Here is a 23,231-nt window from a genome sequence, read left to right as displayed (position 1 = left end):
TGGTGTTACTTATTAAACATCACGATCGCTCATCTGAAAATGAAAATACCCGACGGAATTTAACTTGACTGAGCTTTTTCCGCCATGATTCCATGTAGATATAGAACACGGGTGTTAAATACAAAGTCAATATCTGAGAAAACACCAGCCCGCCTACAACTGCAATACCTAAAGGACGGCGGGATTCCGAACCAGCGCCAAATCCGATCGCTATCGGTAAGGTTCCCATTAATGCTGCCATCGTCGTCATCATAATTGGGCGGAAGCGCACCAAGCAGGCTTGATAAATTGCTTCAGAAGGTTTTTTCAATTCTTCTCGCTGGGCAATGATTGCAAAGTCCACCATCATGATCCCGTTTTTCTTGACAATGCCCACTAAGAGAATTATGCCGATGAAGGAATAAACATTCAGTTCGACATGGAATAATATCAGCGTTAACAATGCCCCAAAACCTGCTGAAGGCAAACCGGAAAGAATCGTAATTGGGTGAATGAAATCCTCATAGAGAACGCCCAAAATCAGATAAATCACTAAGATGGCGATCGCTAATAATAAACCCAAACTCGGCAGTGAACTTTGAAATACCTGGCTTGCGCCCTGAAAGCTGGTAGTAATGCTGGCAGGAATCACCTGATCGATCAGTTTTTCAAGCTCTTGGTTAGCATTTCCCAAGGAAACACCGGGAGCGAGGTTAAAAGAAATTGTGGCGGCGTTCATCCGACCGTTATGATTGACCATTAACGGGCTGACTCCCTGAGATAATTTTGCGAATGTATTCAGGGGAACCGCTACTCCTGTGCTGGAGTTAATGTATAAAGTCAACAGAGCGTTGATATCTTGCTGAAACTGGGGTGCTAATTCCAAAATCACCTGATACTCATTGGTTGCTGCATAGATGGTTGACACTTGATAGGAACCGTAGGCATTTCTCAGGGTATTCTCGATTTGCTCGGCGGTAATCCCATAAGTTGAGGCTTTATCGCGGTCAATGTCAATTTGAATCTGGGAAGCAAATTGTAAATCGCTGTTGACATCCTGGAGTTCTGTCATTTCCTTCATCTTAAGAACAAGTTGGGGAACATATTCCTGTAAGGGTTTGACATCAGAACTCTGAAGTGCAACTTGATAAAGTCCTGTGCTTTGTTGAGCGCCAATGGGAATCGCTGGGGGATTTTGTAAGAATACTTGGATGCCTGGAACAGTGGCGAGTTTAGTTCGCAAATTTTGCACGATTTCGTCAGCACCAAGCTGGCGCTGCGATCGCGGTTTTAACCGAATAAACAAACTCCCGGAATTGGCTGCAACTGCTGCCCCACTGCCACTAGCACTCGCTCCCGCCCCGATATTGGAGTTGACTGCATCTACATTTGGGTCTTGGCGGATCAGGTTAACAACTGTCTGCTGATGCTGGACAAGATTATCAAAGGATGCATCCTGGGCTGCTTGGGTAATGCCTGTAATTTGTCCGGTATCTTCGCTAGGAATAAAGCCTTTGGGAACCACCACCAACAACCCAACTGTCACCGCCAAGAGGACGACAGATAAAATCATCGTCGTAAAGTGATACTTTAAGACTTTTTTGAGACTCCAATCGTACATACCGAGGAAGCGATCAAATACATATTCGGAAGCTTGATATAACCGACTTTGATTAGCATGGTCTACAGGACGCAGAAAACGGCTGCACAACATCGGAGTCAGGCTCAAAGACACAAAACCAGATACGAGAATTGCAACTGCGATCGTTACAGCAAATTCATGAAATAATCGTCCCAGCACTTCACTCATGAACAACATGGGGATGAAGACTGCAACCAAAGAAAGCGTCATCGATAAAATTGTGAAACCAATTTCTCTCGACCCATTTAACGCCGCTTCTAAGGGACGTTCCCCCATTTCCATGTGACGGACGATATTTTCTAGCATGACGATCGCATCATCCACGACGAAGCCCACCGAAAGGGTCAACGCCATCAGTGACAGGTTATCTAGCGAGTAGTGCAGCAAATACATGACTGCAAAAGTGCCAATCAGCGAAACAGGTAACGCCAAACTAGGAATCACCGTCGCTGAGAGGTTCCGCAAAAAGAGGAAAATTACTAAGATAACTAGAGCGATCGTCAGAATCAACGTGAATCTAACATCATCTACTGAATCTCGAATTGACTGAGACGCATCATAGAGAATCCCAATTTCCACGGATGCCGGAATCTGTTCGTGCAAACTTGGGAGTAATTTCTTAATCGTGTCTACGACTTGTACCGTATTGGTTCCGGGCTGTCTTTGAATGGTGAGAATAATCGCGCGGGTATTGTTGTACCAGCTTGCTACTTTGTTATTTTCTACACTGTCAATAATTCTACCCAGTTGATTGAGATAGATGGGCATTCCATCTTTATAAGACACTATCAACTGGCGATAAGCAGCCGCATCCTCAAGTTGCCCGTTGGTTTGGACTGTAAAATTCTTGTGATTTCCCGAAAGACTGCCGGTGGGTAAATTGACGTTACCCTGTTGAATCGCCGTTGCTACCTGATCTAGCCCAATTTGCCGCGTTGCCAATTGCTGCGGATCGAGTTGAATTCGAGCCGCATACTTTTGGGAACCATAGACGGCTACCTGTGCCACCCCATTGATTGTAGATAGCTTTTGCGCCAGATAAGTCTCGGCATAATTATCTACCTGGGAAAGTGGCAAAGTGGGAGAGTCCAGGTAAAGGTAGAGAATCGGTTGATCTGCGGGGTTAACTTTACTGTAGGTGGGAGGATTGGGTAAATCCGTCGCAATTTGCCCCGATGCTCCTGATATCGCGGCTTGCACATCCTGCGCCGCGTCATCAATATTCCGACTCAGGTTAAATTGCAGGGTAATTTGAGTCTGTCCCAGAGTGCTAGTTGAATTAAGCGAATCAAGTCCAGCAATGCTGGAAAATTGCTTTTCTAAAGGACGCGCAACCGATGCGGCCATTGTTTCGGGGCTGGCTCCCGGTCGGGCGGCACTTACCTGAATTGTGGGATAATCCACACTTGGTAAATCACTGATTGGCAGCAAGCGATAACTCATGAAACCGAAAATCAAAATCGCTGCCATCACCAAAGTTGTCATGATTGGGCGGCGGATAAATGGTTCTGAAAGGTTCATGATTCACCTCCGCCTGACTTGGGGGCATGATTTCTTCTTGATTTCGAGGAATTTTCACCTGCATTTGAGTCATTGCGTCCGGTTTTGATGCGGATTTTGCTACCCGAAACGAGATTCGCTTGACCATCGGTAACAATTTTATCGCCTGGTTGCAGCCCTTTCTGAATTACATCTAGCCCCTGAATGGTGCTGCTAACTGTAACTGGGACGTTTTGTACTGTCATGTCTGGCTTAACTACAAAGACAAACTGTCCATCTGGGCCATTCTGCACGGCTTGGGAGGGAACAACCGTTGCATTCGGTTGTTCGGTCAACGTCAGCGTTGCATTCACAAATTGACCGGGAAACAAATCTCCCTGAGCGTTGTCAAATTGACCAATCAGTTGAATTGTTCCCGTAGTGTTATCAACCGTATTATTGACAGATATCAAAACACCTGGTGTCGGATGACCTTGACTATTGGGGAATGTGACATCTACCTTCAGCCTGCCATTGTGCATATACTTTTGCACCTGGGGCAGATTTGTTTCGGGAATGGAAAAAGCAACTTCAATCGGACGAATTTGGGTGATGGTAACAAGTGCAGTTGTGCTGCTAGTCGTACCAGACGTACTGTTGCTTTGCAGGGCGTTCCCCTGAGTCAGCGAAGCACTGCTGTTGGCTTGCACCACATTCCCCTGAGTCACCGAAACATTCCCCGCGCGACCATCAATTGGGGCATAAATTTTGGCGTAAGACAATTGCACTTTGGCATTGTCTAATGCTCCTTGGTCTGAAACGACAACAGCCTGAGCATTCGCGATCGCAGCTTGATCGCCCTTGACAACTGCTCCAGCATTAGTCAGCGCCACTCGATCGCTTTTCAAAACAGCCTCAGCATTAGCGATCGCTTCTCGATCTGCTTGTAGTGTTGCTGTCGCCGATTTGCTGTTGGAAATGTATTGCTGTGCTTGATCTAAACTAATCGCGCCTTTCTTGTACAACGCACTATAGCGATCGCTTTGTCCTTGAGCAAATTGTGCTTGGGCTTGATCCTTGGCCAAAGTCGCCTGGGCTTGTCGCACCAACGCTTGGTCTTTGACTAAGGTCGCTCTAGCTTGGTCTACCTGACCCAAGTCTCTAGCTAATGTAGCTCTAGCTTGTTGTACTTGCGCTTGGTCTTTGACTACAATTCCTTGGGCTTGCTGGATTGCAGCAGCTTGCGATCGGTCATCCAAGGTGAATAAAAGTTGTCCCTTTTTCACATCTTGACCTTTCTTAAAATAAACTCCAATGATCCGTCCACTAGCTTCGGGCGTAATCGATACTGTAGACCCCGATTGCACATTACCGATCGCCTGCAATTGGATCGGAACCGTTTTTTGTGTCACCATTGCCACAGTTACAGGTGTGACTTGCTGTTTATTACGCCCAGATTTTTCAGCTTTGTCTGATTTGGCTGCACCTGTATAAATACCCAAAAAACCTAGCCCAGCCAGCAATATCACCCCCAAAATTACCAAACGAATCTTTTTCTTTTTTGGCGATCGCTGTAGCTCTGGTTTTATACTATTCTCAGTCAAATCGTTAGAAATATCATGGTTCATCAGAACCCCCAATGCATTTTAGTTAATTAAAAGCTGTGAAACCCTTTACACCTCAACTCTAACTGATACTAATTTCATTTGAAAAGGTACATCTGAATAATTAGTTTTTTCCAGTTTGCTCGATGTGCTTTGTCAAATGATGATTTCGTCGATTTTAAATCAAAAACATAACACTTTTTAAGTAATTATATATGAAATATTTTATAATATTAATTAATTACTTTGCTTTTTACCTGTGTTTACTTATTACTTCTTAGCTGCCGATATAGAAGTTGGAGAGCTTGTTTTTCTATCTGTCTGACTCGTTCCCGACTAATACCCATGCGCTGACCAATTTGCTCTAGAGAAAGTCCATTTCCATCTGTTAAGCCAAAGTGTAAGTTTAAGATTTCTTGCTGTTGTTTAGACAAAATTGACAATAAGTCTTTAAGTTCTTGATTGAGAAATTGCTCAGTAGTATAGCCATTTTCTGAATATCTGTAATCTTCAATTAAATCTTCTAACTTTACATCTCTGTCTGAGCCAACTCGAAGGTCGAGAGAGATAGTTTGACGAGCCAAAGTTAGATATTCCCGAATCTGACTAGGCTCCAAAGAAAGTGCATGAGCAATTTCTGTAGTACTAGGAACACGACCCAGTTTTTGAGATAACTCTCGCTGAACCCGCTTAATTTTATTTAACTTTTCATTGATATGAATAGGTAATCGAATTGCGCGTCCTTGTTGAGCGATCGCTCTGGTAATTCCTTGACGAATCCACCAGTAAACGTAGGTTGAAAATCTATATCCTAGAGCCGGATTGAATTTCTCAATCCCTCTCTCCAGACCCAAAGTACCTTCTTGAATTAAGTCCATCAGTTCTAAGTTCCGTCTCTGATATTGCTTGGCAATTGACACCACAAGCCGGAGATTAGACGCCATCATTTTCTGCTTGGCTTTTTTCCCTTGATTTAGCTGTTGAAGTAGTTCTTGTTCGCTTAACTGCATCTGGTTAGCCCATTCTGACAGTGTGGGTGTCCGCTTTAATTCAACAGTCAGTTTTTCGGATTCAGCAAGTATTTTCATCATCTGCTGAACTTGTTGGGCAAAAAAAACTTCTTGCTCCTGGGTTAACAGAGGTATCCGCCCAATTTCTTGAAGATAAGCACGTACTGTATCAGTTGGAGCTTTAATTGTGTTAATAGCTTTAGTAACTGTAAATGATGTTAAGTTACTCATGTTGAGTTAGCCTCTGTCTATTAATTAAGGTATTTTTGATTCGGGAAAAAGCGTAGATAGTGACTCGAAGAGCCATAGATATTTTTATAAAAAAACCAAGTATCAAGTACTAGTTCCAAAAGAGCAATCAATACCCAAATTGCTAAAGAAACAATTACAGGTAGGCTGAGATCGGGAAATTTCCTTTGCAAATCGATAATGCCAAATAACAGCAAAAATACAAGAGAAACTCCTAGAAGAAATGACAACTTGACAATTGCAAGAATGAAACGGCTCATCTCTAAAATGCGATTGTAAAGCCGGGAAAATCTCTCCAGAATTTCTTCCATGTTATTGATGACAAGTAAAATTTGTTGTTGGTGCAGATGGGTGGCTAAGGAGCATTTTTGCTGTACTTGCATCAATTCGTGTTCATTCTTGAAATTATCTAAAAGCTTTTCCCAAGGAAGCACCTGGGAGCTAGTTGACCAGATTGGGAAATCCTTTAAATGCAAGGGAACTAAATAATTAATCAGTGCGATCAGAGTTTCATCAAAATTACTGAGTTCGGGGGGAAGAGACTGAGTTAGACGAATCAGTTGGTCAATCTGAATCTGAAGTGTATAGTAGTCCTCATATCTCCTTTGAGCGATCAACTGACTAGTAAAGGTGAGGAAAACAATTAATACCCCCAATAAAGCAGCTAAAGACTGGGATACAGCAGAAAAGAATTCAATCGCTACCTGTTTAGGTACTGTCAGCCAAGGGGCGTTTTCCCGCATAGCAAAAACCAAGGTGGCAACAAATACAAACCCAACGATCGCTAGCTGATGGTGGGTAATAATAGCTATAATTGTCCGCACTAAAGGAGTGTTACTAAGTTTAACCAGGATTTGTAAACCTGGGACTGGTTCACAAATTTGAAGTCGTTGGGCTTTGCGGGTTGACATGATAGAAAACTACAGTTCCTGACTTGTTGATGACAGTACTTATTCCCCACGTTGCAAACTCACATGATTGGCCCCAGACTGAATCAATTTGCTCAGATCAGCAATGGCGCTAGCATACTGAGGATCGGCTAATGTCCCCAAAGTTTGGTTTTGCACTAAGGCTTTCTGTTGTGCCTCGGTTAATGCCACGTTAATATCTGGGGCAATGCCAACATGATTGATATCTCGACCTTTTGGTGTATAGTATTTAGCGATCGTTAGTTTCAGCCCCGAACCATCCTCTAGTGGCTCTACAGCTTGAACTAAACCTTTACCGAAGGTGCGAGTCCCTACTAAGGTGGCACGATTGTCATCTTGCAGCGCTCCCGACAGAATTTCGCTAGCGCTAGCAGATCCCTTATCAACCAGTATCACTAAGGGTTTGTCGGTGAGAGGATGTCCCGACGCATTGTAACTTTCTTTAACTTGATCTCGATTTACCAAAGACACGATCGCCCCTTGCTTCAACCACATACTGGCAATTTGCAAACTTGCATCCAGCAGTCCACCTGGATCGGAACGCAAATCTAAAACGTAGCCCTGCACCTGTTGTTTTTCTAATGCTTGAATTGCCTGATGCATCTGGGCGGGGGCAGTTTGCGTAAACTCTGGCAAACGAATGTAACCAATCTTGCCCGCTGAAGTTGTTTGCGTGTTGTAAGTTACAGGATGGATAGCAATATTGGCGCGGGTAAGTTTGAAAGTTTGCGATTGGCTACCCCGTTGAATCATAAGTACTACCTTGGTTCCCACCGGGCCGAGAATCCGCTTCACCGCATCCTCAATTTTCATCCCCTGAGTCTTTTGACCGTTAATTTGGACAATTACATCGTCCGGCAAAATACCCGCTTTAAAAGCAGGGGTTCCTTGAATTGGGGCGACAACGGTTAAGGCTTTAGTTTTTTCATTCTCTGCCAGTTCCAGCCCTACACCACTGAGATTGCCAGAAATATCGTTATTTAGGGCTTTAAATTCTTGTGGGTCAAAAAACTCGGTGTAGCGATCGCCTAATTTCGCCACCATTTCTTCAATCGCTCCATAAGCCTGTTTCTTGGAACTATAAGAACGGCTAAGATACTGCTGTCGAATTGCTTGCCAATCTTGATGGTTAAAGCTGACATCAACATAATTCTTATCTAGAATTTGCCACACCTCATCCACCAGTTTTTGAGAGCTAGGTTGTGGTTTACCTAGAGCTTTGGAAGTGTAGAGACTAGTTCCTACAATGATTGCAGCTATAACAGCCAGTTCTATCTTGACGAGAAATTTTTGTTTAAACATACTTAAATTATTGAAGAAGAATACAGAATTCAATCAATGAAGGGTTGAATACCCCCAGTCGCAGATAATTGCTTTTGAATTAGAGCAGATTTCAGTACACAACTTAAGTCTTAGAGGCAAGTATAAAGCTTATTTTACTTCTGAATTCTGACTCCTGAATTCTGAATTCTATTTTGATAAAACTACTAGGAATTATCTTGAGATTTTCCTTTGCGGTGGGGATAGGCAGTCTTAAAAATATCCTGAATTTTAGTCTTTTGTTCAGCAGTAAGATTTAGGCTCAACACTGCTTTACGCATTTTTTCGCCTTTTTGTAATTTCGTTGACAATTCCTTTACCTGATCAGGGGTCAGAACTGCCTCAACTTGCTTGCGAATTTCTTCGCGCTTTCGAGTGCGTTCTGGCGTATTCGATGCTGGAGAGTTTGTCGTAGAAGTATCAGATACCTTTGTGCCAGAATCATTTCCTTGAGACACATCTGGAGATTTAGAACTGGTGCAACCTGTTATTCCTGCAATTAGAATAGTTGCAAATAGCAGGGTTGGTAAAATTATCTGTTTTTGAATCATTTATTTCTCTTGTTTTTTTGTGTGTAATAGAACTGTTTTGACTCAATTTCGGTGAGAAGATGTTAAAAAAGTTGCTGCTTTACTCACACCAGCTAATCTTAGAAGTTGGAATGAGTTTGCACATGAGCTAGAATTCCTAACCTGACCAGTAAAAAAGTACTCAAGTTATTGTGACTTTTTTCCTAATTTAGAAATAATTAATTAGTCGGAACGGCTCTATCAATACTAGAGACAGATTCGTTATATAGAAAGGAGAGTTTTATCTAAACAGCACCGATCTCTCAGCTTCCTGCCTTCTGTACCTATTTCCCTCTAAAATAGTGAAAATACCTATGGTTTTGTTACAAAGACCATTGAGTTGGAAGAGTTCTATGGTTAGCTTGACCTACCCATCTTTCCGTTTGTTGCTTTACCTAGAGTGGCTGTTATTAGCCACGGCAGTGTTCATGGAAGTTCTGCTGCCGTTTCAGTTGTCCTGGTCTTTGCCGCTAGGAGTTCTGGCGATCGCCACCTTCAGCTTGATGGGTTTGAGACTACCAATGGTGAAGTTGGAAAGAAAATTAATTTATACAGCCCTGGAATTCGGTTTAATTTTGCTGCCAGCAACTCAACATACTTTATCGACTCGCTCTGTTTTCCTGCTGTGTCTGGTACTGGTGATGCGGAGTTGTCTCATATTTAAGCGATCGGGACAGTTGGCTGTCTTGATTTTATCTCTGCTTGCTTATGGAACACTGCTTTTATCAAGACCGATTGTACCTGAGAATTTTCTGCCAGATAAGCTGATCCTCATGTCCTGGGATTGGCGATTAAGTAATATATTATTGTTTAGCTTAACCTTAATATTCGCTTTATTGTTAATTAATGCCCTGCTTGCAGAGCGCCAAAGTCGAGAGCAATTAGAAATTGCCCATCAGCAATTAGAGATCACCAATCAACAACTGTGCCAGTATGCGCTAAGGATTGAAGATCAGGCAACCTTGCAAGAACGCAACCGAATTGCCCGCGAAATTCATGATGGGTTGGGACACACTCTCGCCGCCCAAACCATTCAGATTAATAATACTCTGTTGTTTTGGCAATCAAATAATGACAAAGCATTGACATTTCTCAAACAGGCAAAAGAACTGGGGGCTGAGGCGCTGCTAGAAATTCGGCGATCGCTTTCAGTTTTGCGTTCAAATCCTTTGCAAGGGCAATCTCTCAAATCATCCATTGAAAAGCTGTTGATAGATTTTCAGCAAACCACAGGTATTGAACCATCCTGTAAAATTGATCTCTCCTACACTTTACCAACAGAAGTAAACACAGCCCTTTACCGCATTGTGCAAGAATCGCTGACAAATATTTGCAAACATGCTCAGGCGACAAGTGTCACCGTTAAACTTCTGGCTCACGCTGGGATGATTCATCTGTCAATCGAAGATAATGGAAAAGGGTTTAACCCCACTCAAAATACAACCGGCTTTGGACTACAAGGGATGCGAGAACGATCGGTTGCACTGGGCGGCCAGTTGAATCTCCACAGTCAACTAGGAACAGGTTGTTGTATTTCTGTTTCTTTGCCACTATCAAAGCTAGCTTATGATTCGGATTTTATTAGTTGACGATCAGCATCTTATTCGCCAAGGACTTAAGAGTATGCTTGAGTCGAATGCAGAGATGCAGGTAATCGGTGAGGCGGAGAATGGGCAACGGGCACTTGAACTGATTGCCGCACTGAAACCCGATATTGTGCTAATGGATATTCGGATGCCTGTGATGGATGGAGTTGCCACCACAAAAGCGATCGCTCAAGAATATCCTGACATTAAGGTTCTTGTCCTCACCACCTTCGATGATGATGAGTATGTTTTCCAGGCGATGCGGCTGGGTGCAAAGGGCTATTTGCTCAAGGACACCGAACCAGATGAATTAATGTTGGCAATTCGATCCGTCTACAAGGGACAAACCCTACTCGGTCCGGGATTGTTTGAGAAAGCACTCACGCCGATTACCGCACCTGTCCCGTCTGTGCAAACTCCTCCAGAATTAGCGCAACTCACAGCCAGAGAATTAGATGTATTGCGGTTAATTGCTTGTGGAGCCAATAACCGTGAAATTGCCGAATCGCTGTTTCTTTCAGAAAATACTGTTAAGAATTATGTTACTAATATTCTCAGTCGCTTGAGTTTACGCGATCGCACTCAAGCCGCTTTGTTTGCCCATTCGTTGTTTAGTGGACTTAAATAGAGTCTGCTTGGGCAAGGAATATTATCGTTCACTAGAAATACAAATAGCTAGGAAACGCAATCGATGCAATGCCATTGTCAGTCGATACAATGCCATTGTCAGTCGATACAATGCCATTGTCAGTCGATACAATGCCATTGTCAGTCGATACAATGCCATTGTCGGTCGATGCAATGCCATTGTCGGTTGATACAATGCCATTGTCAGTCGATGCAATGCCATTGTCAGTCGATGCAATGCCATTGCAGGTCAAGAGATAAGCTGTTACGCATTAAAATTGCACATTAATAACTAGTGTTCGCGCAGCATCTCCTTCAGGAGAGGGTTGTCCTTTGTCAAAAGTCATTTGTCCGTTGAAGTCACAAATACTTCGGCTTCTCTACGAGACGCTACGCGAACGCTCAGTACAAGTGACTCTTGACAAATGACCAAGGACGACCATAACAAAAATTTTCACAATCTCATTTAGGATTGCTATATAGATATTTTGACATACCCTTTCAGGGATAATTCTTGTTATACAGCAGCCTACAGGGAGAACTAAATATGACATCTCCAGAAACGGTTATATGGTTAAAAGAACGCACGTCTTTAGGAATTCTCTCACCGGAAGTGTTAAATGCGATCGCTCAAGTAATTGAAGAACAAGTTGTGCCCGCTGAAACTAACTTAGTTAGTGAAGGCAATTCTCCAGAAGCCCTTTATATTCTTGTAGACGGTCAACTCGAAAGCAATACCACCAATCAAAGCAACCCAGCTTTAGCTTGTGGATTTCTCCCCGGTTCAGTGATTGAACTCAAAGAATTGCTGTTGGAAGAATTAACTGCATTCACAATTACTACGGTAACAGAATGTCACTTCTGGGTTGTACCTGCTGCTAAATTTCGAGAATTAGTCACCCAATACCCCGAAATTGCTCAGGCATTTTCCCGTCAATTGGCTCAAGAATTAGCTCAGGTAACATCTGCACTTGGTTATGAACAAGAACGTTCTATTGCCTTGCGCCCATATTTAGTCACCAAAGCGCAACGCGGAATTGTCGGTACAAGTCGCTATGCTGTGCGGCTGCGGGAGCAAATTCGAGAAGCGGCTGCTGACCGCAAATCAGTGGATATTTTCGGAGAACCAGGGTTAGAAAAAGACAATATAGCAGCCCTCATCCACTTTGGTTCTCCCAAACGGCGAGAACCAATTATTAAAGTAAATTGTGGTATTCTCCAAACTAGCGGTGCAGATTTATTTGGTCGCGCTGGCGGCAAACCAGGACTGTTGGAATGGTTGGGGGAAGGCACTTTAGTTCTCAACAACATCCAAGAATTGCCCGAAGAATTATTACCTGCCGTGACGGAGTTGCTCAAAACTGGTACATATACCCCCGTCAGTCGTTCTGAAGATTCAGCCGCCCAACCTCATCCCAGTAAAGCCAGAATTCTCATTGTTTCAGAAAAAACTCAGCCGACAGTTGAACGCTGTATTGGTCACATTATTAAAGTACCACCGCTACGGGTGCGGAAAGCTGATATTCAGACACAAGTTGAGTATTATACCAATCTTTACACTCGCTCTAGAGGCATTTCTAAACCGCACATTACCCCAGAAGCTTTGCGTCGCCTCCAGTCTTATGATTTTCCTGGCAACCTCAGAGAATTGAAAAATCTGGTAGAAAGAGCGATCGTCCAAGCTGAGGGTGCGAATGAATTAACAGAAGAAATTTTCTGGCCAGCCGAAACTAAGAAAAAACGATTTCGGGTAAATCTGTTAAATGCCTATCCTTCTTTAAGGCGGTTTTTACGTAGTGACTGGTGGCCCGATCGCATTAATTATGGTTTTACTGCAACGGCTTTTGCAATTATTGTTGCAGTATTATTTATTGGACCACAAACCCGCGATCGCAATTTCGTCTTAAATCTATTTTGGGCTTGGTGGTGGCCTTTCTTCTTATTTCTCTTTCCCTTTTTGGGTCGTGTCTGGTGTTCTGTTTGTCCCTTCATGATTTACGGGGAAATTACCCAAAAGCTCTCTTTATGGCTGTGGCCTCGAAAACTCAAGCGCTGGCCGAGAGAACAAGCTGAGAAATGGGGCGGATGGTTCATGTTTGGGTTATTTACCCTAATTTTCTTATGGGAAGAACTTTGGCATTTAGAAAATACTGCTTACCTCAGCGCTTGTTTGCTGCTATTAATTACTGCTGGGGCGATGATTTTCTCGGCTCTTTTTGAGCGGCGGTTTTGGTGTCGATATCTCTGTCCTATCGGCGGGATGAATGGTTTATTTGCCAAACTCTCAATGACGGAACTCCGGGCACAGCAAGGGATATGTTCTGCCAGTTGCACCACGTATCAGTGTTATAAAGGTGGGGCGCAAAAAGGCGAAGGGCTGGAAACTAATGGATGTCCTTTATACTCACACCCAGCCCAGTTAGAAGATAACCGAGATTGCGTACTGTGCATGACTTGCCTGAAAGCCTGTCCCCATCGTTCCGTTGAATTCAACTTGCGTCCCCCTGGTATTGAACTGTGGACAACTCATGTACCCCGCAGCTATGAAGTAGCATTATTGTTTTTGCTGTTGGGTGGTATATATCTACACCGCTTACCAGAGTTGCAATCTTGGTTGGGGCTGCAACTGGATTTAACTGAGTTTTGGCAGCACTTGGGATTATCGCTGCTAGTGTTAATTATTCCAGTGGCTCTTACCTTGGGGGCTTATGGCTTGATCCAAGTGTTCAATTTTAACCATAAGCCTAGATCGTTTGTAGAACTCGCCTATGGCTACCTACCATTAGTGTTGGGGGGAAACTTGGCTCACTATCTACGTTTGGGCTTAGGCGAAGGCGGGCAGATTTTACCTGTTACCTTTGCTACTCTTGGCTTGAGTGGGGAACAATTGCCAATCTTGGTTGCTCACCCGGCTGTGATTGCCTTTTTGCAAGGTACAACGATAATCTTCTCCGTGTTACTGACTATTTTTTTAACGCAAAAAATTGCCAAGCAATCAATGGGTACACCAAAGGGGTTAGCGAGGCTATCGCTGCTTTGGCAACACCTCGCAGCGATCGCTTTGGGAGTTAGTATGTGGGCAATTATCGTCTTTTGAGCATTACATCTTCCACCAGGCGGTTTTTAATCGCCTGGGCTTGGTGCAAAATGTGAGTAAAGAACATTCTTCCCTACGAACGTGATAGAAAATACTTGTATGATTTATGATTTTTGACTCATAGTGTAAGGATTACAAATAATGCACGTTCTAAAAAGATCCATTAAACCAGCAACTTATATATCATTCCTCCACATTTACCAAACTACTTGGGGGACTGCTGGTGATATTTGTTTAATCCGTGAATCTGTAGCTAATGATAGTACAGCGAAGTTTATCGGGCACAAAATCGAACTAGTAGTTCCAAAAGGGCTGGAGCGCGATCGCATCGCCAACTGTCCGATAATTAAAGTTGCAGGTAATGTCGGCGACGGACATCCCAAAGAACACCCCTTGGAATGGGAGGCTTATGAAGGTGTAAATGAAGAAATAGCTTTAGCAGCTTTAAAACCTTGGGGCTTCAAGTTAATTGAACTCTAATGTGGCAATCTGACAAGCTCAACTCGCTTTCGTTCTTTTGAAACTATTTTTTCCCCTAGCGCCATCAGACATTGGCTCAAATGGAAAAATTCATCTAATAGACATAGGAGTGAAATTAATTATGCGTTGCCCGAAATCCTTGGTAGGCATAATTCATAAATTGTATCTACGGCATTTTCACTCCTATGTCTAATGTACCAAACCAGGTTTCTAAATCCGCGATCGCCTGAAAATCCAACAATGCTTCACCGAGATTTTCTAATTGTTCTAAAGAGAGAGTTTCAATACGGTCTAGCAACTCTTGGGGTAATTCTCCCACACGTCGAGTAAGCAGACGGAGAATCAGCAATTGCCCTTCTGCCTTTCGTCCTTCTTCCCGTCCACGTTGTTCGCCGCGTTGTTCGCCGCGTTGTTCGCCTTCAGCAAGAATTTCTTGATAAATTACTGACTCGCGCATCATACCCTCCCGAAATAATTGTCGAATCAAGTCTTGATTGTATTTTAACCCCGCTAAGATTTGGGTATACGCGGAAATTTCTGGTCGTTGTTTTGGCTCAAGTTGATTGACTTTGACCACAACTTGTTGCAACAAGGCTTGGGGTTGTGTGCTTGCTGCCAGTGGTGCTAATGGTAACAAAGCTGGGTCATTAAGGAATAGTTCAGGATTTTCTTCCCATAAGCGAATCACGCGATATTCATGACGGGTAGTTTCGACACTAAAGACAGTTTCAATTACTGTTTCTGGTGCAGGGGGAAGTAATAATACGACAACTTGCGTTATTGGTAGACGATACAAACGATACAAGCGTACCCAATAATCTAGCATCCGCAAGGGTAGGGGTGGCGTAGATTCAAGTTTGGTTTGAAATTCCAGATGGAGAATGCGTCCTTGTAGCTGTAAAAATGTTACATAATCAGCGCGAATCGGTTCAATACTCAATTCGGTTTTGAGGACTTTGACGGAAGTTTGCGGTGTACCCAAAACCCAACTGGCAAAGGTAGCAGGATGTTTTTCGGACAGGAGTTTGCAGAGGTTATCAAAGGACATTGACGATCGCTAACAATTGAACGAGGTATTGTTATTATCTCGTGTAGTGGTTTGAGTGGGCGATGTCTACGATGGTCACTGAGCTTGTCGAAGTGCGGGCTACGCCTACGCACCATCGCTCAAGCAAGCTCATTATTATACTCTGGGCGTATCTTTTTAAATTCCTGTAATAATTACATTAATATTCCATTTCTAGCTAGGTTGAGTTATCAGACGGTAAAAAGATAACTGTAGCGATTCCTGTTTTACTAGTAAAAAACCTAACTCCCTTCTCTTTCCCTACTAAAGAAAGGGCAGAAAGAATCTTTATATCTAAATAAAATTACGAATTATACAAATGTATCTGCACATAATTAAAAAGCGATCGTCGCCCTTTTTCCTTTTTCCCTTTATTCTGCTGTTGACTCTCCTCCTCACCCTGCCTTGGGTGAGTGCTAAAGAACAGCCTAAGCCCAAACCGGAAGCGTGGCAGATTAACGGTATCGTTGCTGCCTTTGATGATGGATATGACGGAGTAAAGAAACTCGCTTTTGAAAAATTCAATGAATATGATCTAAAAAATTTCAAATCGGTGGTTCAGAAACCAGAGGATATTGCTCAGAAAGCTGCCAAAATTCTCAAGGATAAAACCGTTGACCCCTCTGTTCGTTCCAGTGCAGCATCGGCATTGGGAAATCTGGGGGAGGCAGCCAAACCCTACGTTAAAGACATCGCTGACATCCTCAAGAATAAAACCGTTGACCCCTCTGTTCGTTCCAGTGCAGCAGTGGCATTGGGAAATCTGGGGGAGGCAGCCAAACCCTACGTCAAAGACATCCTCGACTTCCTCAAGGATAAAACCGTTGACCCCTCTGTTCGTTCCAGTGCAGCATCGGCATTAGGAAATCTGGGGGAGGCAGCCAAACCCTATGTCAAAGACATCCTCAACGATAAAACCGCTGACAAATATGTTCGTTCCAGTGCAGCATCGGCATTGGGAAATCTGGGGGAGGCAGCCAAACCCTACGTCAAAGACATCCTCGACTTCCTCAAGGATAAATCCGTTGACCCCTCTGTTCGTTCCAGTGCAGCATCGGCATTGGGAAATCTGGGGGAGGCAGCCAAACCCTACGTCAAAGACATCGCTGACATCCTCAAGGATAAAACCGCTGACAAATATGTTCGTGGAGGTGCAGCAGAGGCATTGGAAAATCTGGGGGAAGCAGCCAAACCCTACGTTAAAGACATCCTCGATTTCCTCAAGGATAAAACCGTTGACTCAAATGTTCGTTCCATTGCAGCATCGAGATTAAGAAATCTCGGAGAGGCAGCCAAACCCTACGTCAAAGACATCCTCGACTTCCTCAAGGATAAAACCGTTGACAAAGATGTTCGTTCCAGTGCAGCAGAGGCATTGGGAAAAATAGAACAACTCAACCTGAATAATATTGTTGTAATTCTGGATAGCATCTATTACGCAGGTCAATCAGAATTTGAACAGTGGCGGTTTTTGACATATTTCCTGGGTGGTGGCACTGATGAAGTCAAAACACTGCTTACATGGCTGGGTTTTCCTGACACTAAAACAATTCCTGTTTCATTAAGCCACGATCGCGGTAATAAAACTCTCAAAATATTTACCCAAGCCTGGGAACCGAGTCGAGATTTAGCACGGTTACGCGAAGATTTAGCAAAGAAAATTGCTGTAGTTGCCAGAAAAGTCCATTGGCAACGACAAGATATTGTGATTTTAGAAACTCACTACAACAACCTCAAAAACGCTGGCTACAACGAAGCTGATTCGCTGCAATCAGTCATAGTTAACGTCAAAACTTGGCAGTGGTTGTTCAACGCCAGAACTACTATTTTGATTCATGCTGCCTTTTGGCTTGCCCTCATCTTTGCTTATCCCAAATTTCCCCAAGTCCAAGCCATCTTCTTCTGGAACCCTTGGGTGAGGCGTATTCTCGGTGTCGGCTACGTCGGCTTAATTCTCACCTGGGTTCCCTTTTTCCGCGAAAAGTTATTTGAACCCTTCAAGCCTTCCCTGCTAGCCGATGCCGGGTTAGATAATTTTAACCCCGAAGCTTACTTCCCAAATTCTAAAGTGAAAGTTCCCGGTGTAGACGAACCCGTACCAATTACTCAAGTGCTACCTAGCATCAAAGGACAAGTCATCTTGGAAGGTGATTCTGGCTTGGGTAAGTCAATGTTTCTGCGCTATTTGGTAAAAACTTCTGGGCGGCTTGTGGTTTATCTACCTGCACACAAGTGTGACAAAGGGGTAATTGAGGCAATTCAAGCCAAGCTGCACGGACAAGCACAAGATGCTGATTTTCTCAAGAATTTAATTTACAGTGGTGCATTAGATATCTGCATTGACGGACTCAATGAAGTTACCGCCGACACCAGGGCAAAAATCTGCCAATTTGCCGAAAGCTATTTCCGGGGTAACATCATCATGACCACCCAGCCGCTTGAGTGGACACCACCCTCAACAGCCAAAATATATAAATTGCTCCCCCTTGAGGAACCACAAATTCAGCAATTTCTGATTTCCCGTCAGCCACGACTGCCCAAAAATGCCAAAGTTCAAGGTACTAATTATGAGCAAGCCACTGCTAGTTTTTTAACCAAAGCCCTCAGTAATCAGCAATCACCACAAGAATTAACCGCTATCGAGAAGGTTCTCTCTAATCCAATGGATTTAACTGTAGTAGCCCTGATGCTATCCCAAGGCGAATACCCCGATTTGTTTCACTTGCAACAACATCAATATCAATTGATGGCAGCAGAATATTTGCAAGAATGGAATCAGGAATTTCCCCTGAAAAAATTCTCCGACGCTGTCTATCAAATGCGGCTGAAGGATAAGCAAGCGTTACAGGCGGATGAATTTTACCAGGTATTACAGTCATTGGAAGACGATAAATATAAAATGGTTGTCAGCCGTCAGTGGCAAGACGAAAAAGGTGAAGCTAAGAGAGAATGGTACTTCCGCCACGATAAGATTATGGATTTCTTTTTGGTGCAGAACTTTCTCGGCGAGAGTGGGGAAGCTAAAAACCGCCTCATTGACCACATGGACGACCCCCGTTTTCGTGGTGTCTACTTTTTGCTAGCAACCTTACTCCCGTTAGATGCAGCGAAAGAACTGAAGGAAAAATTAGTTCAATACGCCGCCGATACCAAAGATCATACTGTGAGTGATACCTTCGTGCAATTGTTGCGACCAAGGTCGTGAGATAAATTCATAATTAATAAAGAGACTTATAGGCTGAGGGCAAATTCTTGATTCAATTAAAATGAGTCTTTGATACTCGTGAATGAGTATTTGAACTAGATGAATCTACCTCTGAACTCCGTTAACGAGTCTTTGAACTGGATGAATCCACCTCTGAACTCCGTTAACGAGTCTTTGAACTGGATGAATCCACCTCTGAACTCCGTTAACGAGTATTTGAACTGGATGAATCCACCTCTGAACTCCGTTAACGAGTATTTGAACTGGATGAATCCACCTCTGAACTCCGTCAACGAGTCTTTGATATTAAATATATTGCGATCGCAGCTAAAAACATATAAATTTAGGCAGAGCAATGTCTGGTGACAAGCCGCTTTGCATCTACGCCAGTTGCTAACGGCACTTGCGTTAAAACCTGATTGGTAGCTTTAATCAAATCCGCTGCCTTTTCGCCAATCATAATTGTGGGTGCATTGGTGTTTCTTGTGCTAATAGTTGGCATAATTGATGCATCTACAACATGCAACGCCTTGTGCCCCTACCGCGTGGTCTATTTACCTGAAAATAGCTGTAATAAAAATCTGACTTTTAACGTCATATAGAAAAGCTAACGCTAAACCTGAGCAATGAGCAAGCTTTCTTACTAAGGAATGGAAGCGAAGTTTTCTAGATAAGAGTGAAAAGTCAGATATTAGAATGAGTGGAAAAAGAGATTGTGTTTGTCCTACTGCCAAGTAGAATCAATGCTCAGTTCACCTGGAACTAAGCTTAATAAATAGGCAAAGGTATTAGCCACGACCCCAGTGGCGATCGCGCTCATAGCGATGGTTATTGTCACGAATGTTGCGGTGGTTATTTTCACGCTCATAGCGGTGGTTATTTTCGCGCTCATAACGGCGATTATTGTCAAGAATGTAGCGAAGGTTATTTCCGCGCTCATAGCGGCGGTTATTTTCGCGTTCATAGCGGCGGTTATTGTCACGCTCATAGCGACGGTTATGATCGCGCTCATAACGACGGTTATTTTCGCGCTCATAGCGACGATTATGATCGCGTTCATAGCGACGGTTATTTTCGCGCTCATAGCGATTGTTATCGTCACGAATGTTGCGAAGGTCGTTCTGGCGGTCATAATCACCATTTCTGTGGTGACGACTCTGAAGTTCGTAGTTACCATTATCGTTGTGTTGATAGCCGTAGCTATCTAATCCAGCAAGATAATCCACTGGTGTATTAGCATCAGCTTTTGGAGAAATAGCCAAAGCTGAAGCAGATGCTATCAAGCCTGCGAGCAAAATAGAGGCAAAGCGGTTCATGATGTCAGTCAAAAATTGTTGATAGTAATTTATGCAAGTCCAGTCTGTTTAGGAAGAGCAGATTCCACAAGTCTTTAAATCAATTTTATCAGTCTTGAATAACTCGAAAAGTTTTCTTGAGTGCGGTGATTCAGAAAAGTTTTGTTGTCTGTGATACTTTCTGACCTTCTAGATCCCGTGAAAATTTAAAATTAAAATGAGTATTTGAACTGGATGAATCTACCTCTGAACCCCGTTAACGAGTCTTTGAACCGGATGAATCCACCTCTGAACTCCGTTCACGAGTCTTTTATACTCGTGAATGAGTCTTTGAACTTCGTTAATGAGCCTTTGAACTCCGTTAATGAGCCTTTGAACTCCATTAATGAGGCTTTGAACTCCATTAATGAGCCTTTGAACTCCGTTAATGAGTCTTTGAACTCCATTAATGAGCCTTTGAACTCCATTAATGAGTCTTTGAACTCCATTAATGAGTTTTTGATATTAAGTACGCTGCCTAAGCGTACCCTTCGGGAAGCAAGCTACGCGTAGCGTCTCGTAGAGAAGCTCGTCATAGACATCGCACCTTTGCCAAAACCTAACAGCTAGGCGATGATCAAATCACAATCAGCCTCAGGCCCTACTAAACAAAACGCACACCAATTATAATTAGTGTGCGTCTGCGGTTAGATTTTAAAAATTCTCGAACTTAGCGATCGCATCCTTCATCTTATCCACCACCTCATCGACAGGGATAACTCCCAATTCTCCAGAGGCGCGGGTACGGATGCTCAAGGTGTTGGTTTCCACTTCTTTAGCTCCTACTACTGCCATCACGGGTATCTTTTCTTTCTCTGCATTGCGAATCTGTTTACCCAAGCGATCGCCACTGGTATCAACTTCTGCACGGATGCCTAACGCTCTCATCTTCGTCACCACATTTTTAGCAAAGTCTAGCTGTGTATCACCCACCGGCAGTAATCTAGCTTGTACTGGCGCTAACCACAAAGGGAAATCACCTGCATATTCTTCAATTAAGATCCCAATTAGCCGTTCCAGAGAACCAAAAGGCGCACGGTGAATCATCACTGGGCGTTTGCGAACACCATCTTCGGCAACGTACTCTAAATCGAAGCGTTCTGGCAAATTGTAATCTACTTGTACAGTTCCTAATTGCCACTCCCGTTCTAGGGCATCACTGACAATAAAATCTAGTTTGGGCCCGTAGAAAGCCGCTTCCCCAATTCCCTCAAAATGTTCCATCCCCAAGGTTTCAACAGCCCGACGAATAGCGTTCTCAGCCTGATTCCAAGCTTCATCGGAACCAATATACTTATCACTAGCTGGATCGCGGAAACTCAGTCGTGCTTTGAAATTCCCCAATTGCAAAGTCTTAATCACTGACAATATTAAATCGACTACCTTCAGGAATTCGCTGTCTAACTGTTCTGGGGTAACAAATATGTGGGCATCATCTTGAGTGAAACCCCGCACCCTTGTTAAACCGCCCAATTCTCCTGATTGTTCGTAGCGGTAAACAGTACCAAATTCTGCTAGCCGCATCGGTAGTTCCCGATAGGAACGCAACTCACTCTTATATATTTGGATGTGAAAGGGGCAATTCATGGCTTTGAGAACAAAGCCTTGTTCCTGTGCAGCAGCTTCCTCATTTTCTGCCATCATCGGGAACAAATCGTCTTTATATTTCTGCCAGTGTCCAGAGGTTTTAAATAAATCCACTCTGCCAATGTGAGGGGTAACAACCTGCTGGTAGCCACGTTTGATCTGTTCTTGTTTGAGGAAGTCTTCTAAAGTACTCCGCAACAAAGTGCCTTTGGGTGTCCATAAAGGTAAACCCGGCCCCACTTGGTCAGAAAATATAAATAATCCCAGTTCCTTACCCAGTTTCCGGTGATCTCGCCGCAACGCTTCTTCTTTACGTCGCTTATATTCAGCGAGTTGTTCTGGACTTTCCCAGGCGGTGGCATAGATGCGTTGTAATTGGGCTTTAGTTTCATCTCCACGCCAATAAGCGCCAGCAACGCTTTCTAGTTCAATTGCTTTCGGGTTTAATTCACTGAGATTTTCCAGATGAGGCCCCGCACACAAATCCCACCATTCATTCCCCACGTGGTAAATCGTGATTGGTTCCTCTTTGATATCTCCTAGGATTTCTAGCTTGTAAGGTTCCTTAATTTCCTGAATCCGGCGTTCGGCTTCTTCGCGGCTGACTTCTTCCCGAATTACTGCCAGTTTGCGATTGATAATCTTCGCCATCTCTTTCTTGATGGCTTTAAGATCGTTTTCGCTAAATGGTTCTGGATTATCGAAGTCGTAGTAAAAACCGTTTTCAATCCAAGGGCCGATTGTAACTTGTGCCTTGGGAAACAGCTTTTGTACTGCCATTGCCATAACATGGGAAGCAGTGTGGCGAATCTTTTTTAAGTTCTCCGATTCGCTGGTACGCGGTAAATAAATTTTTTCAACTTGTTCTGACTGTTGTGACTGATTTGATGAATTTGGCGACATTGGCTGCTGAACCGTTGGCGAAGTGATTTACAAAAGTTGATTTATCTGAATCTGTAGGCTTATTCAACTATAACGACTTTGGTTTTTGCCAGTTAAGCTATCAACAAAGAATTCAGGAGTCAGAATTCAGAATGAATTGGAATCCGATGGTTACTGAGTTTGTCGAAGTACTGGCGTAATGAATAAAGGGGTTTAAGACTCCGCTAAATATGTTTTCTTTAATGGTGTTTCTAGGTGGCGGGTTTGAATCCCCTACTATTTTGATTCTGAGTCCTGAATTTTGACTCCTGAATTATTCTTCAATCCAAAGATAAAGATAAATTTTTGACTTGTTACCTGAGTGTTAAATTCAGGATCGCCCGCGATCGCTAAATTATCTTATGAATTGCAACTCCATGTCATATATACCTATAGATGCCTGTCCAAAGGCACTGTACAAACCAGATATCAAGACTATATAATAAATTATGTGCCCCTTGTTACAAAATTTTACATCAATTAATTATGAGAGAAACCAAAAAAGTATTAAGAAACGTAAATAACGTTAATATTAGTAAGCAAGTTT

Annotated in this window: 17 protein-coding genes and 1 pseudogene; 7 read left to right on the top strand and 11 right to left on the bottom strand. The window is 43.2% G+C overall.

Annotation, left to right across the window (positions count from 1 at the left end; translation table 11 throughout):
• Window positions 1-19: 19 nt before the first annotated feature.
• The 6 genes from V7K60_RS20185 to V7K60_RS20160 all read right to left on the bottom strand — a co-directional run bounded on the left by V7K60_RS20185 (window position 20) and on the right by V7K60_RS20160 (window position 8,763).
• Window positions 20-3,142: an efflux RND transporter permease subunit gene (locus tag V7K60_RS20185; RefSeq protein ID WP_334927696.1), complete on the bottom strand. Its 3,123-nt coding sequence runs from the start codon at window positions 3,140-3,142 to the stop codon at window positions 20-22.
• Window positions 3,139-4,728 carry an efflux RND transporter periplasmic adaptor subunit gene (locus V7K60_RS20180; RefSeq protein ID WP_334927694.1) on the bottom strand — a complete coding sequence of 530 codons (1,590 nt, stop codon included), beginning with the start codon at window positions 4,726-4,728 and terminating at the stop codon, window positions 3,139-3,141. Before V7K60_RS20180 ends, V7K60_RS20185 begins: the two co-directional genes overlap by 4 nt.
• Before the next feature lie 239 nt (window positions 4,729-4,967).
• Complete coding sequence (locus V7K60_RS20175) at window positions 4,968-5,945, bottom strand: RNA polymerase sigma factor, RpoD/SigA family (protein WP_334927692.1); 978 nt, start codon at window positions 5,943-5,945, stop codon at window positions 4,968-4,970.
• 20 nt (window positions 5,946-5,965) lie between these two features.
• The gene (locus V7K60_RS20170; protein ID WP_334927690.1) at window positions 5,966-6,874 is read right to left on the bottom strand and encodes a hypothetical protein; all 909 of its coding nucleotides are present in this window, start codon (window positions 6,872-6,874) and stop codon (window positions 5,966-5,968) included.
• 39 nt (window positions 6,875-6,913) lie between these two features.
• Window positions 6,914-8,194 carry a S41 family peptidase gene (locus V7K60_RS20165; protein ID WP_334927688.1) on the bottom strand — a complete coding sequence of 427 codons (1,281 nt, stop codon included), beginning with the start codon at window positions 8,192-8,194 and terminating at the stop codon, window positions 6,914-6,916.
• Between the two features lie 185 nt (window positions 8,195-8,379).
• Window positions 8,380-8,763 carry a hypothetical protein gene (locus V7K60_RS20160; RefSeq protein ID WP_334927686.1) on the bottom strand — a complete coding sequence of 128 codons (384 nt, stop codon included), beginning with the start codon at window positions 8,761-8,763 and terminating at the stop codon, window positions 8,380-8,382.
• Between the two features lie 371 nt (window positions 8,764-9,134).
• Here V7K60_RS20160 and V7K60_RS20155 point away from each other — a divergent pair, with 371 nt between their 5' ends.
• Window positions 9,135-10,370, top strand: a complete 1,236-nt coding sequence (locus tag V7K60_RS20155) for a sensor histidine kinase (protein WP_334927684.1) — start codon at window positions 9,135-9,137, stop codon at window positions 10,368-10,370.
• Window positions 10,348-10,995 (top strand): response regulator transcription factor, encoded by a 648-nt coding sequence (locus V7K60_RS20150; RefSeq protein WP_334927682.1) that lies wholly within the window; start codon window positions 10,348-10,350, stop codon window positions 10,993-10,995. The genes V7K60_RS20155 and V7K60_RS20150 overlap by 23 nt, the downstream gene beginning before the upstream one ends.
• Before the next feature lie 21 nt (window positions 10,996-11,016).
• Here the strand turns inward: V7K60_RS20150 and V7K60_RS20145 are convergent, their stop codons facing one another.
• A complete protein-coding gene (locus V7K60_RS20145) occupies window positions 11,017-11,238 on the bottom strand; it encodes a hypothetical protein (RefSeq protein WP_334927680.1) in 222 nt (73 codons plus the stop codon).
• Window positions 11,239-11,541: 303 nt separating this feature from the next.
• Between V7K60_RS20145 and V7K60_RS20140 the strand changes: the two genes are divergently transcribed.
• Together V7K60_RS20140 and V7K60_RS20135 are read left to right on the top strand one after the other, a co-directional pair.
• Entirely contained in the window at window positions 11,542-14,091 is a 2,550-nt protein-coding gene (locus V7K60_RS20140; protein WP_334927678.1) for a sigma 54-interacting transcriptional regulator, read from the top strand.
• A gap of 141 nt (window positions 14,092-14,232) precedes the next feature.
• Window positions 14,233-14,571, top strand: a complete 339-nt coding sequence (locus tag V7K60_RS20135; RefSeq protein ID WP_334927676.1) for a hypothetical protein — start codon at window positions 14,233-14,235, stop codon at window positions 14,569-14,571.
• 166 nt (window positions 14,572-14,737) lie between these two features.
• On the opposite strand, the gene V7K60_RS20130 is transcribed toward V7K60_RS20135, so the two are convergent.
• Complete coding sequence (locus tag V7K60_RS20130) at window positions 14,738-15,619, bottom strand: Rpn family recombination-promoting nuclease/putative transposase (RefSeq protein ID WP_334927674.1); 882 nt, start codon at window positions 15,617-15,619, stop codon at window positions 14,738-14,740.
• A 337-nt stretch (window positions 15,620-15,956) separates the two neighbouring features.
• Here V7K60_RS20130 and V7K60_RS20125 point away from each other — a divergent pair, with 337 nt between their 5' ends.
• Both V7K60_RS20125 and V7K60_RS20120 read left to right on the top strand, forming a co-directional pair.
• A complete protein-coding gene (locus V7K60_RS20125) occupies window positions 15,957-18,842 on the top strand; it encodes a HEAT repeat domain-containing protein (protein ID WP_334927672.1) in 2,886 nt (961 codons plus the stop codon).
• Window positions 18,843-18,941: 99 nt separating this feature from the next.
• Window positions 18,942-19,208 (top strand): hypothetical protein, encoded by a 267-nt coding sequence (locus tag V7K60_RS20120; RefSeq protein WP_334927671.1) that lies wholly within the window; start codon window positions 18,942-18,944, stop codon window positions 19,206-19,208.
• Here V7K60_RS20120 and V7K60_RS20115 read toward each other — a convergent pair.
• Window positions 19,186-19,380: pseudogene (locus V7K60_RS20115) on the bottom strand (GMC oxidoreductase); the annotation flags it as partial. The gene V7K60_RS20120 and the pseudogene V7K60_RS20115 sit on opposite strands and share 23 nt — an antisense overlap.
• A gap of 250 nt (window positions 19,381-19,630) precedes the next feature.
• Entirely contained in the window at window positions 19,631-20,170 is a 540-nt protein-coding gene (locus tag V7K60_RS20110; protein WP_334927669.1) for a hypothetical protein, read from the bottom strand.
• 201 nt (window positions 20,171-20,371) lie between these two features.
• On the opposite strand from V7K60_RS20110, the gene V7K60_RS20105 reads away from it, so the two are divergent.
• The gene (locus tag V7K60_RS20105; RefSeq protein WP_334927667.1) at window positions 20,372-20,689 is read left to right on the top strand and encodes a hypothetical protein; all 318 of its coding nucleotides are present in this window, start codon (window positions 20,372-20,374) and stop codon (window positions 20,687-20,689) included.
• 141 nt (window positions 20,690-20,830) lie between these two features.
• Here the strand turns inward: V7K60_RS20105 and thrS are convergent, their stop codons facing one another.
• Window positions 20,831-22,666: a threonine--tRNA ligase gene (gene thrS, locus V7K60_RS20100; RefSeq protein ID WP_334927665.1), complete on the bottom strand. Its 1,836-nt coding sequence runs from the start codon at window positions 22,664-22,666 to the stop codon at window positions 20,831-20,833.
• Window positions 22,667-23,231 lie beyond the last annotated feature (565 nt).

Origin of the sequence: Nostoc sp. (genome assembly GCF_036917555.1) — a bacterium.
In the GTDB taxonomy this organism is placed as follows: Bacteria; Cyanobacteriota; Cyanobacteriia; order Cyanobacteriales; family Nostocaceae; genus Nostoc.
Note: the sequence above shows the minus strand (reverse complement) of the source record. Positions and strands in the feature narration are given on the sequence as shown.

Bases quoted from the DNA above. Each gene is read 5' to 3' on its own strand.
- V7K60_RS20185 (WP_334927696.1), bottom strand. From the start codon at position 3,142: ATGAACCTTTCAGAACCATTTATCCGCCGCCCAATCATGACAACTTTG.
- V7K60_RS20135 (WP_334927676.1), top strand. From the start codon at position 14,233: ATGCACGTTCTAAAAAGATCCATTAAACCAGCAACTTATATATCATTC.
- V7K60_RS20125 (WP_334927672.1), top strand. From the start codon at position 15,957: ATGTATCTGCACATAATTAAAAAGCGATCGTCGCCCTTTTTCCTTTTT.
- V7K60_RS20105 (WP_334927667.1), top strand. From the start codon at position 20,372: ATGAATCTACCTCTGAACCCCGTTAACGAGTCTTTGAACCGGATGAAT.
- thrS (WP_334927665.1), bottom strand. From the start codon at position 22,666: ATGTCGCCAAATTCATCAAATCAGTCACAACAGTCAGAACAAGTTGAA.
- V7K60_RS20130 (WP_334927674.1), bottom strand. From the start codon at position 15,619: ATGTCCTTTGATAACCTCTGCAAACTCCTGTCCGAAAAACATCCTGCT.
- V7K60_RS20175 (WP_334927692.1), bottom strand. From the start codon at position 5,945: ATGAGTAACTTAACATCATTTACAGTTACTAAAGCTATTAACACAATT.
- V7K60_RS20120 (WP_334927671.1), top strand. From the start codon at position 18,942: ATGAATCTACCTCTGAACTCCGTTAACGAGTCTTTGAACTGGATGAAT.
- V7K60_RS20155 (WP_334927684.1), top strand. From the start codon at position 9,135: ATGGTTAGCTTGACCTACCCATCTTTCCGTTTGTTGCTTTACCTAGAG.
- V7K60_RS20150 (WP_334927682.1), top strand. From the start codon at position 10,348: ATGATTCGGATTTTATTAGTTGACGATCAGCATCTTATTCGCCAAGGA.
- V7K60_RS20170 (WP_334927690.1), bottom strand. From the start codon at position 6,874: ATGTCAACCCGCAAAGCCCAACGACTTCAAATTTGTGAACCAGTCCCA.
- V7K60_RS20180 (WP_334927694.1), bottom strand. From the start codon at position 4,728: ATGAACCATGATATTTCTAACGATTTGACTGAGAATAGTATAAAACCA.
- V7K60_RS20145 (WP_334927680.1), bottom strand. From the start codon at position 11,238: ATGGCATTGCATCGACTGACAATGGCATTGCATCGACTGACAATGGCA.
- V7K60_RS20165 (WP_334927688.1), bottom strand. From the start codon at position 8,194: ATGTTTAAACAAAAATTTCTCGTCAAGATAGAACTGGCTGTTATAGCT.
- V7K60_RS20160 (WP_334927686.1), bottom strand. From the start codon at position 8,763: ATGATTCAAAAACAGATAATTTTACCAACCCTGCTATTTGCAACTATT.
- V7K60_RS20140 (WP_334927678.1), top strand. From the start codon at position 11,542: ATGACATCTCCAGAAACGGTTATATGGTTAAAAGAACGCACGTCTTTA.